Origin of the sequence: Pseudomonas sp. AK181, assembly GCF_051122975.1 — a bacterium.
Lineage (GTDB): Bacteria > Pseudomonadota > Gammaproteobacteria > Pseudomonadales > Pseudomonadaceae > Aquipseudomonas > Aquipseudomonas lactis.
Genome location: NZ_CP146348.1, coordinates 3,154,904 through 3,166,866, shown reverse-complemented (window position 1 = coordinate 3,166,866; position 11,963 = coordinate 3,154,904). Strand labels below are relative to the sequence as shown.

Sequence of the window (11,963 nt, the reverse complement as noted above, 5' to 3'; positions counted from 1 at the left end):
TTCGCCGTGATTATTTAAGCGGCGTCAACGCTGGTAGCTTCCACTGGCCGCTGGCGACTTCAGGCTTGGGCAGGTAAATGCGCAATACCGCATAAAACGGGCCGGGCGGGGCCGGCAACCAGTTGCTCTGCTCAGCCTTGGGAGGCTCGTGGTGTTGCAGTGCCAGGGTCAAGCCACCCTCGGCGTCAAGCTTGAGGGTGGGTAGCATCTGCGAATTGATCAGGTAGCGCTTCTTGTGGTTGGGCACCAGCAATTTAGTCTTGGCGTCGTACATCGTCAGCGACCAGAACGCATCGGCCGGCGGCAGCTGGTCCTTGGCAAAATGCACGGTGTAGCTGTGGCGCGCACCATTGGCCGGCTTGCCCTCGCTGTCGATGACGTAGCTCAAGTGCGCGGCTTCATCACTGGAGTTTCCGAACATTCCCAGCTCGGCACCGGCGTAGCGGTACAGGTAGTTGTTTTGCAGGTGGTCGCGGCTGCCGTACAGGTCTGCGCCGGTCACTTGGTGGGTATCGACCTTGGTCTTCTTGAACGCGGCGAATTCGGCGCGGCCATCGGCGATACCGTCCTCCAGGGCCTTGCGCTGCTCGGCAGTCAACTGGTTCACCTTGAACGGCGCGCCCGGCGCAATACCGATCTTGGCAAAGCGCGCCAGCAGGTCTTTTTCACTGTCCTGGGGCGCGGCAAAGGCCAGCATGAAGTTCAGGTAGCGAAACAGTTGCGGGCCTTCGGTCATGGTTGCCATCGGCTTGGGCCATTGGATTTTCGGCACATTGGCAGGCGTGGGTTGCTTCACATAACTGCTCAGCGCCTGCACCTTGTAGCCGCTCTGGATCTGCTTGAGCTTGCCCAAGTCTTTGTCATCAAACAGCTGCGTACGGTAAAGGGCGTAGGCGATGTTGCTTTCGCTGTAGACCACACGGTCGATGTCCACCGGCTGCTGACCTTTCCAGTCTGGCCCGGCGATCATGTAGTGGCCGCCGTTATTACCGGTGCTGCGGGTACCCAGGTAGGCGAAATTCTGCGTGTAGAGGTCGATCAACTGTACCGAGTAGTAGCGGTTGTCTTCGATCTTGGGCAGCGTCAGCACCAAAGGCTCTTTGCGCAGGTCCATCCACACGAACGAATAGGGCGTGTCGACGTTCGGGGTGGTGATTGCGGTGTCCTTGGGCGTCAACACCTGGGCGCTATTGTCGATTCGGTTGAACGGTGCCTTGAAGTGGGCGCCACCTTTATCAACGGCCTGGGTGTAGAGCGTCTTGTACATCTGCACCACGGGAAAGCCGTACAGGTAGGCTTCCTTGGCGATGGCCCGGGCTTCGCCGGGGCTTGCAGTGAAGTCAGCCCAGGCGCCGGAGCTCATGAAAATCGAGAGGCTCGCCAACAGCAGGCGCGTCGGTTTTCCAATCATGTTGTTGCGTCCTTCCTGAATGCTATCTGAGAGCGTGGCGTGAAGGCGCTGAGTTTCCTGTTTTATTGGCCGGACGTCACGTTAATCTCTGCAAAGGACGACGGGGGACGGGCGTTACAGCATGGATTTGACTTTGTCACGCAATTGATCAATCGAGAACGGTTTGCCAATCACCTGCATACCGGCGGGCACATCGATATTTTCCGCGTAGCCGCTGGCAAACAGAATCGGCAGGGTGGCGCGCAGTTCGCGGACTTCGGTTGCCAGCTGTTTGCCGTCCATGTCCGGCAGGCCGACGTCGGTCATCATCAGGTCGATGATCTGGCCGGTATCTTTCACCATCTTCAATGCTTCCTCAGCATCCGCGGCTTCGAGCACCTTGAACTCCAACTCTTCGAGGACATCGACGATCAGCATACGCACGATGGCGTCGTCTTCGACTACAAGGATGGTGGAGGCGTGGGACATAGTGAACTTTCCTGAACAGTGAGGGCGCTGGGCTTAAAGGCAACAAGATTGTGAGTGATAACAATGCCAGCAAGTTCCGAAGCAATTGGTGGCATTGTGACCTTAGCGGCGCAAAAAGTCCCGTCAGCTTGCGTGCTGACTCACAAAGGTGCCGGCGCCATGCGCTTGACCGAATCCGCAGCCAATCAACGCACAAACATAGCTTTTAGCCAGGTTGTTCGGGCAAACTTGCGGCTTTTCCGCATTTGGCCAAGGCATGCCCATGACACCCGCGTCGTCCGTCGATGAAAAAAGCTTTCGTACCCTGCTGAGCCGAAACGTGGCCCTGCCTTTGGGCGTGGGCGTGCTCAGCGCGGTGTTTTTCGTCTGCCTGATTACCTATTTGCTTTCGGTGATCCAGTGGGTGGAGCACACCGACCGCGTCATTAACAACCTCAATGAGACGTCCAAACTGACGGTTGACCTGGAAACAGGTATGCGCGGCTTCCTGATCACCGGTGACGAGCATTTCCTGGATCCGTACGAAGTGGCCAAGCCACGGATCATTGCCGACCTGCGCAACCTGCAAGACCTGGTAGCCGACAACCCGCAGCAGGTTGACCGGCTCAAGCGCTTGGAAACCCTGCAGACCGAATGGAACAACTACGCACAGTCGATGATTGAGCTGCAGCGCAACAGCGGTGATTATCGTGGCGCGGTCAAGGCGGGCAGGGGCAAGCGGCTCACCGATGAGATTCGCAAGGAATACGAAGACGCGGTGGCGATGGAACAGCAGTTCCGTATCACCCGTAATGCCGAGGTCACCCGCACGACGGTGATCAGTGTCACGCTGTATTTGCTGTTTGTACTGGGGCTGAGTGGTTTTCTGGCCTACATTGGCCGGAAGAATTTAATTTCACTTTCAAAGAGTTACAGTGCAAACCTCGCGTCACAACAAAAGATTGCCCGGCGCCTGGAGCAAACTGCCTGGCTGCGCAATGGCCAGACCGAACTGGCCGAGCAAGTGCTGGGCCAACTGACCCTGAACATGCTGGGGCGCAATATCCTGCAGTTCTTCGCCCAGTACATGGGCTCGGCCGTCGCGGCGCTGTACGTGCGCGAAGAACACGGCGGTCTAAAGCGCGTGGCCACCTATGGCTTCTCCCGCGAACAGGAACAACAGGAACAGTCGATCTACAGCGACGAAGGCATCGTCGGGCAGGCCGCCCAGCGCGATCGCCTGATTCGCCTGGATGATGTGCCGGTGGATTACTTCAAGGTCAGCTCGGGACTGGGCGAGGGCGCGACCCGTAGCGTACTGGTAGTGCCTACCAGCGATGACGACCGTGTCAATGGCGTGGTCGAGCTGGGTTTCCTGCGCCCGCTGGATGAGCGCGATATTGAACTGCTGGAACTGATCGCCGGCAATATCGGCACCTCCATCGAAGCCGCGCGCTATCGCCAGCGCTTGCAGGAAGTGCTGGCCGAGACCCAGCAGCTCAACGAAGAACTGCAAGTGCAGCAGGAAGAACTCAAGACCGCCAACGAAGAGTTGGAAGAACAGTCGCGCATCCTCAAGGAGTCCCAGGCCCACCTGGAAACCCAGCAGGCTGAGCTGGAGCAGACCAACGAGCAACTGGCCGAACAGACCCAGACCCTGGCCGAACAGCGCGACGCCATGGACCGCAAGAACATCGAGCTTAACCAGGCCCAACTGGAGCTGGAAGACCGCGCCGATGAGCTGCAGCGTTCCAGCAAGTACAAGTCCGAATTCCTGGCCAACATGTCCCACGAGCTGCGCACACCGCTGAACAGCTCGCTGATCCTGGCCAAACTGCTGGCAGATAACCCCCAGGAAAACCTCAGCGCCGAGCAAGTCAAGTTTGCCGAGTCGATCTATTCAGCCGGCAATGACTTGCTCAACCTGATCAACGACATCCTGGATATTTCCAAGGTCGAAGCCGGCAAGTTGGAAATGCGCCCGGAAAATGCCAGTGTCGAGCGCCTGGTGGATGGCCTGCGCGGCATGTTCGAGCCGCTGGCAATGGACCGCAAACTGGGCTTCCAGGTGGACGTGCAGCAAGGCTCGCCAACCCTGCTGTTTACCGATCGCCAGCGCCTGGAGCAGATCCTCAAGAACCTGTTGTCCAACGCCATCAAGTTCACTGAACAGGGCGAGGTCAGCCTGTCGGTGTCCCGCGCGCCGGGGGAGGGCATCGCCTTTACGGTGCGCGATTCCGGCATTGGTATCGCCCCGGATCAACAAGAAAGCATCTTCGAAGCCTTCCGCCAGGCCGATGGCACCACCAATCGCCGTTACGGCGGTACGGGCCTGGGCTTGTCGATCTCCCGTGACCTGGCCACCTTGCTGGGCGGCTATATCAGCGTGACCAGCGAACCGGGCAAAGGCAGTATTTTCACGCTGGTGTTGCCCGAACAGTACGTCGAACGCGACGAGGACGCGGCGCCGATCGAGCCACCGCGCCAAGTGGTGGTCGCGCCGGCACCGGCGCCCGTCAAGGTGTCGCCATTGCCGGTGGCCGACGCCAAGCTGATCCCACGCTTTGCCGACGACCGCGAAAAAGCACCGTTCAGCACCCGCTGCATCCTGGTGGTGGAAGACGAGCCGAATTTTGCGCGCATCCTGTTCGACCTCGCCCACGAGCTGGGTTACCACTGCCTGGTCGCTCACGGTGCCGACGAAGGCTACAGCCTTGCCGAGCAGTACATCCCCGATGCCATCCTGCTGGACATGCGCCTGCCCGACCATTCCGGGCTGACCGTGCTGCAGCGCCTCAAGGAACACGCCAACACGCGCCACATCCCGGTGCACGTGATTTCCGTGGAAGACCGCGTCGAAGCCGCCATGCACATGGGCGCCATCGGTTATGCAGTCAAGCCCACCACCCGCGAACAACTCAAGGACGTATTCGCGCGCCTGGAAGCCAAGTTGACCCAGAAGGTCAAGCGCATCCTGCTGGTGGAAGACGACGACCTGCAGCGCGATAGCATTGCCCGCCTGATCGGCGACGATGACATCGAGATCACCGCCGTAGGCTTTGCCCAGGAGGCCCTCGACCTGCTGCGCAGCAATATCTACGACTGCATGATCATCGACCTCAAGCTGCCGGACATGCTCGGTAACGAGCTGCTCAAGCGCATGGCAACCGAGGATATCTGCTCGTTCCCGCCGGTGATCGTCTACACCGGGCGCAACCTGACCCGGGACGAAGAGGCCGAACTGCGCAAGTATTCACGCTCGATCATCATCAAGGGGGCGCGCTCGCCCGAGCGCCTGCTGGATGAAGTCACGCTGTTTCTGCACAAAGTCGAATCCCAGTTGTCCCATGACCGCCAGAAGATGCTCAAGACCGCCCGCAGCCGCGACAAGGTCTTCGAAGGGCGCAAAATCCTGCTGGTGGACGACGATGTGCGCAATATCTTCGCCCTGACCAGCGCCCTGGAGCACAAAGGCGCCGTGGTGGTGATCGGGCGTAACGGCCAGGAGGCCATCGACAGACTCAATGAAGTGGACGATATCGACCTGGTGCTGATGGACGTGATGATGCCGGAGATGGACGGTTACGAGGCCACGGCCTTGATCCGCCAGGACCCACGCTGGAAAAAACTGCCAATCATTGCCGTGACGGCCAAGGCCATGAAGGACGATCAGGAACGTTGCCTGGCAGCAGGCTCAAACGATTACCTGGCCAAGCCGATTGACCTGGACCGCCTGTTCTCACTGATTCGCGTATGGCTACCGAAGATGGAACGCATTTAAGTGGAGCGGTGTTTCTTGGATAAGAGCAGCGATATTGAGCTGCGCCTGTTGATCGAGGCGATTTACCTCAAGTACAGCTATGACTTTCGCGACTACTCGGGCGCGTCGGTCAAACGCCGCGTGGCCCATGCCTTGCGCCAGTTCGACTGCGCGACCATCTCCGCACTGCAAGAACGCGTGTTGCACGACCCGGCCGCGTTCATGCAGTTGCTGCAGTTCTTGACCATCCCGGTGAGCGAGATGTTTCGCGACCCGTCGCACTTCCTCGCGATTCGCCAGGAAGTGGTGCCGTTGCTCAAGACCTACCCGTCGATCAAGATCTGGATCGCTGGCTGCAGCACGGGGGAGGAGGTGTATTCCATGGCCATCCTACTGCGTGAAGAAGGCTTGCTGGAACGCACCATCATCTACGCCACGGACATCAACCCGGCGTCGCTGGAGAAAGCCAAGCAGGGCATCTTTTCCTTGGAGAACGTGCGCGCCTATACCGCCAATTATCAGCAGGCCGGCGGGCAACGTTCATTTGCCGACTACTACACAGCGGCTTACGATTACGCGATCTTCGACAAGACATTGCGCGAGAACGTGACCTTTGCCGATCACAGCCTGGCGACCGACAGTGTATTTTCAGAAACTCAATTAATTTCATGTCGTAACGTATTGATTTACTTCAATAAAAAATTGCAAGATCGAGCGTTCGGCTTGTTTCATGAGTCGCTGTGTCATCGCGGCTTTTTGGTGCTGGGCAGCAAGGAGACCCTGGATTTTTCCGCCTACAGCAAGCAATTCGAGCCCTTGGTCAAGCAGGAACGGATCTACCGAAAATCATGAGCGACGCGCCAGACACCCCGATTCGCGGGATCGAAGCTATCGTCGTCGGCGCTTCCGCCGGCGGCGTTGAGGCGTTGCTGAGTATTTTCGGCCAGTTGCCGAGCACCTTCGGCCTGCCGATCATTGCCGTGCTGCACTTGCCGGATGAACGCCGTAGCCAACTGGCGGAAGTCTTTGCGCGGCGCCTGAACATCCCGGTCAAGGAGGCCCGGGACAAAGAAGCCGTAGAGGCGGGCACCTTGTACTTTGCCGGGCCCGGTTATCATCTGTCAGTAGAGCTGGACCGCAGCCTGTCCCTGAGCCAGGAAGACCGCGTGCACCATTCCCGGCCCGCCATCGACTACCTGTTTTCCTCGGCGGCCGATGTGTATGGGCCCCGCCTGCTCGCCATTTTGTTGACCGGCGCCAACCAGGACGGCGCAAGCGGCCTGGCCCACGTCAAGCAATCGGGTGGCATTACCATCGTGCAGGACCCACAAGAGGCACGCATTGCCGTCATGCCCCTGGCGGCCTTGGCCTTGCACACACCTGACTATATTCTTTCCTTGAGCCGAATCGGCTCATTGCTGGCTTCCCTGGAACCTTTCCCATGTTAAGTACTGTCCAGGCCAAACTGCTGATCGTTGATGATCTGCCAGAAAACCTGCTGGCCCTCGAGGCGCTGATCAAGCGTGAGGATCGCCAGGTCTTCAAGGCATTGAGTGCCGACGAGGCGTTGTCCCTGTTGCTGGAACATGAATTCGCCATGGCGATCCTCGACGTGCAGATGCCTGGCATGAACGGTTTCGAACTGGCCGAACTGATGCGCGGCACCGAAAAGACCAAGAACATCCCCATCGTGTTCGTCAGCGCCGCTGGCCGCGAACTCAACTACGCCTTCAAAGGCTATGAAAGCGGCGCGGTGGACTTCCTGCACAAGCCTTTGGATATCCATGCGGTCAAGAGCAAGGTCAATGTGTTCGTCGACCTGTATCGCCAAAGCAAGGCGATGAAGCTGCAAGTCGAGGAACTGGAGCGCAGCCGACGCGAGCAGGAGTTATTGCTCACGCGCCTGCAAGCCACCCAGGCTGAGCTGGAACAAGCGGTGCGCATGCGTGACGACTTCATGTCGATTGTCGCCCACGAAGTGCGCACGCCCCTCAACGGGCTGATCCTGGAGACCCAACTGCGCAAGATGCACCTGGCCCGAGACAACGCCGCGGCGTTCACCCTGGACAAGATGCACGCCATGGTTGACCGCGATGAGCGCCAGATCCAGAGCCTGATCCGCCTGATCGAGGACATGCTCGACGTGTCGCGTATCCGCACGGGCAAGCTGTCGATTCGCCCGGCACATATTGACCTGGCGCAACTGGTGCGCAACCTGGTCGATAACTTCGCGCCGCAAGTGGCGGCCGCCGAGTCGTCGATGCAGTTGCAGGCCGAAGGTGCGGTGGAAGGTTATTGGGATGAATTTCGTATCGAACAAGTGGTCACTAACCTGCTGACCAATGCCCTTCGTTATGGGGCCAAAAGCCCGGTGCAGGTGCGGGTGTATACCGAGCATGGCGAAGCGCGGGTGGAGGTGCGCGACCATGGCATCGGTATCAGCGAGGAGAACCAGAAGCGTATTTTTCAGCAGTTCGAACGGGTTTCGGCCAACCATTCCGCCGCCGGCCTGGGCCTGGGCCTGTTTATTTCCGAACAGATCGTGGCGGCCCATGGCGGCACAATTGAGGTCGAGAGCCAGATAGGTGAGGGCGCCCTGTTCCGGGTGTGCCTGCCCCTGGAAGTGGCCGAGTGAAATCAATCGTCACCCCGACGCAACCTCTGCGTGACCCCATGGTCGTAACTGCAGCAATTGACCGGACAAAGGCTTCCCATGAGTGAAGATGCACAAGATGTCGTACTGATCGTCGAGGACGACGAATCCATTATGTTTGTGCTGGGCGAGTACCTGGCAGGCTTGGGCTACCGGGTCTTGAAGGCGATCGACGGGGAGCAGGCCTTCGAAATCCTTGCGACCAAGCCGCATCTGGACTTGATGGTCACCGATTACCGCCTGCCGGGTGGGATCTCGGGCGTGCAGATTGCCGAGCCGGCAATCAAATTGCGTCCGGAGCTGAAGGTAATCTTTATCAGCGGGTACCCGCAGGAAATTCTGGACTGCCACAGCCCCATCACGCGCAATGCGCCGATCCTGGCCAAGCCGTTCGATCTGGATACGCTGCAGGAGCATATCCAGCGGTTATTGGCGTAATACCGCACACCTTGAGACCCTGCGCATCTCGACGTTATTCTTTTATTAGGTGGCGTGACCGCCCTAGGCTCTGATCATTTCTCGGACCTTGGCGGTCAATAGGTCGAACGTAAACGGCTTGGTGATCAACTGCATGCCAGGGTCCAGGAACCCTCCACGTACGGCCGCATGCTCGGCATACCCGGTAATGAACAACACCTTGAGTTCAGGGCGAATTTGCCGGCCAATTTCCGCTAATTGCCGGCCATTCATACCGGGTAACCCGACATCGCTGATCATCAGGTCAATGCGCTGCTCGGATTCAATGATCGGCACCGCCGTATTCGCGTCCCCAGCCTCGATAAATCCATACCCCAGTTCTTTGAGCACGGCGCTGACCAACACGCGTACAGCGGGGTCATCCTCGACAATCAACACCGTTTCCCCTGCGTTGGCAAACGGCAACAATGTCGGGTTGAGTGGCTCCTGAGCTTGGGGCTCGCCGATAAAACGCGGCAGGAACAAGCTGACCGTCGTGCCTTTGTTGACTTCGCTGTGGATGGTCACATGCCCGCGAGACTGGCGAGCGAAGCCGTAGATCATCGACAGCCCCAGCCCTGTGCCCTGGCCGATGGGTTTGGTGGTGAAAAACGGATCGAACACGCGGCCCATCAAGTGTTGCGGTATACCGCAACCGTTGTCGCTGACACTCAGCTCTACGTAATCGCCCGGCGTCAGGGTGCCGTAGGCGGCGGTGAAGACGCTGTCGAGGTGGCGGTTGGTGGTTTCCACCCTGAGCGTGCCACCGGTGGGCATGGCGTCGCGCGCGTTGATCACCAGGTTGAGCAGGGCGCTTTCGAGCTGGTTCGGGTCGGCTTCGGCCGTCCACAAGGCGTCGCTCAAGCGCATGTCCAGGCTGATGCTTTCGTTGATGCTGCGTTGCAACAATTCGCCCATGGCCGCGACCAACTGGTTGATCTGCACGGGCTTGGAGTCCAGCGATTGTCGACGGGAGAACGCAAGCAGTCGGTGGGTGAGGCTGGCCGCGCGGTTGGCGGAGGTCACGCCCAGGTCAATCAGGCCGTCCAGGTCATCCAGTTTGCCTCGCGCCACACGTCGGCGCAGCAGTTCCAGGCTCCCGATAATACCGGTAAGCATATTGTTGAAGTCATGGGCGATACCGCCGGTCAACTGGCCGACGGCTTCCATTTTTTGCGACTGGCGCAGGGCTTCTTCGTTGTGACGCAGTTGGGCGGTGCGTTCTTCCACTTGCTGCTCGAGGGTTTCCAGGGTGCGCTGCAGCCGCAGTTCACTCTCGCTCAAGTCAATCAACCGGTCCCGCGCCTCGTATTGGCGCCGCCGACCGCGCAGGGCGGCGCTGACCAGGCTGATCAGGGTGATGGGATGGAATGGCCGCTCCAGAAACGTGACGTTACCCAGCAAGCCGCTCAGCCGGGTCGAGCCGTTCTGCTCTTTGCCGCCATGTTGAGTCATCAGCACGATCGGCAGGTCGGACCAGGCCGGCTGCTGATGCAACAGCTCAAGTAATGGCTCAAGGTCGACGCCCCGTAGCGCTTCAGCCGCAATGATGAGCAGGCCGGCGCCTTGGGTCAGCTCTTCGCACAGGGCGGCCAGGCTGCTGGCGACGATTCCGCTGTAGCCGGCTTCGTTTAGCATCATCAGCGCCAATGAGCCATCGCGGCCCATGGGCGCCAGCACGATGGCGCGCTCGGAGACGGGAGAAAGGGCCGGCACTAGCCCTCATCCTTGAGCAGGGGGGAACCGGCGCCCATATAGGTTGGAATGCCGCGCAGTACACCCTGGAAGTTATCCAGAGGCACACCCACCGTCATGCCACGGCTGCCGATGCGATATTCGCGGATAGTCGACTCATGGGAGCCGGTTCTCTTCTTGATGATCGAAATGGCCCGGCGAACTTTGCCCAGAGCCTCGAAATAACGCAGCAGGATCACGGTGTCAGCCAGGTAGGTGATGTCGACTGGCGTCTGCATGTCGCCGACCAGGCCGTGCTGGGCCACCGTCATGAAGGTGGCAGCCCCGCGGCGGTTGAGGTACAGCAACAGTTCATGCATATGCAGGATCAGCGCGTTCTCTTCGGGCATGGCGGCCTGGTAGCCGTTGATACTGTCGATGACCACCGTCTTGATGCCGCGCTCGTCCACGCAGCGGCGCACCCGGTGCGAAAATTCGCCGGGGGAGAGTTCGGCGGCGTCGACCTGCTCGATCAGCAGGTTGCCGGTGTCTTGTAATGCGGCGAGGTCAATGCCCATGTTCTTCATACGCTCGAACAGCAGGCCCAGCTCTTCATCGAAGATAAACAGCGCAGCCTTTTCGCCACGGGCCACGGCAGCAGCGGCGAAGATCATCGAGATCAGCGACTTGCCGGTACCGGCCGGGCCGAGAATCAGGCTGCTGGAGCCGGTCTCGATACCGCCGCCGAGCAACGAGTCCAACTCCTCGATACCGCTGCTCAAGGTTTGACGGTTGTAACCGCCGCGATGCTCGGCCGCCACCAGGCGCGGGAATACGTGAATGCCGTCGCCCATGATCGTGAAGTCGTGAAAGCCGCCACGGTATTTCTGGCCACGGTATTTCACCACGCGGATGCGACGACGCTCGGCACCGTAGTTGGGAGTCAGTTCCTCCAGGCGAATCACCCCGTGGGCCACGCTGTGCACGGTCTTATCCAGGGATTCGGTGGTCAGGTCATCCAGCAGTAATACGGTGGCGTCATAGCGCACAAAGTAGTGCTTGATCGCCAGGATCTGCCGGCGATAGCGCAACGAGCTTTGCGCCAACAGGCGGATCTCCGACAGGCTGTCGACCACCACGCGGGTTGGCTTGACCCGTTCCACCACTTCAAAGATCTGGCGGGTGGCTTCGCCCAGTTCCAGGTCGGAGGAGTACAGCAGGCTTTGCTGATGCTCGGCGTTGAGCAGGCTTTCGGGCGGGGTCAGTTCGAAGATATGAATATGGTCATCCAGGTCCCAGCCATGGGATTTGGCGCCCTGGCGCAATTCGTGCTCGGTTTCGGACAGGGTGATATACAAGCAACGTTCGCCGTTCTTTGCACCGGCCTGCAGGAAGTGCAGGGCCACGGTGGTTTTACCGGTGCCGGGTTCGCCCTCAAGCAAAAACACGTGGCTACGCGATAGCCCGCCGGCAAGAATGTCATCAAGACCTTCGATGCCGGTGGCGGCCTTTTCACTCAACAGCTGATTGGATGTACTCAAGAAGTGCCCTCAGGTCACGTA

Annotated in this window: 9 protein-coding genes; 5 read left to right on the top strand and 4 right to left on the bottom strand. The window is 59.4% G+C overall.

The window, feature by feature from the left end:
- Positions 1 to 10 precede the first annotated feature (10 nt).
- Both V8689_RS14495 and V8689_RS14490 read right to left on the bottom strand, forming a co-directional pair.
- Positions 11 to 1,411, bottom strand: a complete 1,401-nt coding sequence (locus V8689_RS14495; RefSeq protein WP_056783234.1) for a DUF1254 domain-containing protein — start codon at positions 1,409 to 1,411, stop codon at positions 11 to 13.
- Between the two features lie 114 nt (positions 1,412 to 1,525).
- The gene (locus V8689_RS14490; RefSeq protein ID WP_056783232.1) at positions 1,526 to 1,879 is read right to left on the bottom strand and encodes a response regulator; all 354 of its coding nucleotides are present in this window, start codon (positions 1,877 to 1,879) and stop codon (positions 1,526 to 1,528) included.
- Positions 1,880 to 2,141: 262 nt separating this feature from the next.
- On the opposite strand from V8689_RS14490, the gene V8689_RS14485 reads away from it, so the two are divergent.
- The 5 genes from V8689_RS14485 (at position 2,142) to V8689_RS14465 (ending at position 8,709) form a co-directional block, all read left to right on the top strand.
- Positions 2,142 to 5,639, top strand: coding sequence for a response regulator (locus V8689_RS14485; protein ID WP_056783230.1), 3,498 nt, complete (start codon positions 2,142 to 2,144; stop codon positions 5,637 to 5,639).
- A complete protein-coding gene (locus V8689_RS14480) occupies positions 5,640 to 6,470 on the top strand; it encodes a CheR family methyltransferase (protein WP_177342988.1) in 831 nt (276 codons plus the stop codon).
- Positions 6,467 to 7,066, top strand: coding sequence for a chemotaxis protein CheB (locus V8689_RS14475; RefSeq protein ID WP_056783228.1), 600 nt, complete (start codon positions 6,467 to 6,469; stop codon positions 7,064 to 7,066). Before V8689_RS14480 ends, V8689_RS14475 begins: the two co-directional genes overlap by 4 nt.
- A complete protein-coding gene (locus V8689_RS14470) occupies positions 7,060 to 8,253 on the top strand; it encodes a hybrid sensor histidine kinase/response regulator (protein ID WP_056783226.1) in 1,194 nt (397 codons plus the stop codon). Before V8689_RS14475 ends, V8689_RS14470 begins: the two co-directional genes overlap by 7 nt.
- Positions 8,254 to 8,331: 78 nt before the next feature.
- Positions 8,332 to 8,709 carry a response regulator gene (locus V8689_RS14465; protein WP_032897270.1) on the top strand — a complete coding sequence of 126 codons (378 nt, stop codon included), beginning with the start codon at positions 8,332 to 8,334 and terminating at the stop codon, positions 8,707 to 8,709.
- A 63-nt stretch (positions 8,710 to 8,772) separates the two neighbouring features.
- Here V8689_RS14465 and V8689_RS14460 read toward each other — a convergent pair whose 3' ends face one another.
- Both V8689_RS14460 and V8689_RS14455 read right to left on the bottom strand, forming a co-directional pair.
- Positions 8,773 to 10,443: an ATP-binding protein gene (locus V8689_RS14460; protein WP_056783225.1), complete on the bottom strand. Its 1,671-nt coding sequence runs from the start codon at positions 10,441 to 10,443 to the stop codon at positions 8,773 to 8,775.
- Positions 10,443 to 11,942, bottom strand: coding sequence for an ATPase domain-containing protein (locus V8689_RS14455; RefSeq protein WP_056783222.1), 1,500 nt, complete (start codon positions 11,940 to 11,942; stop codon positions 10,443 to 10,445). The genes V8689_RS14460 and V8689_RS14455 overlap by 1 nt, the downstream gene beginning before the upstream one ends.
- Between the last annotated feature and the right edge of the window lie 21 nt (positions 11,943 to 11,963).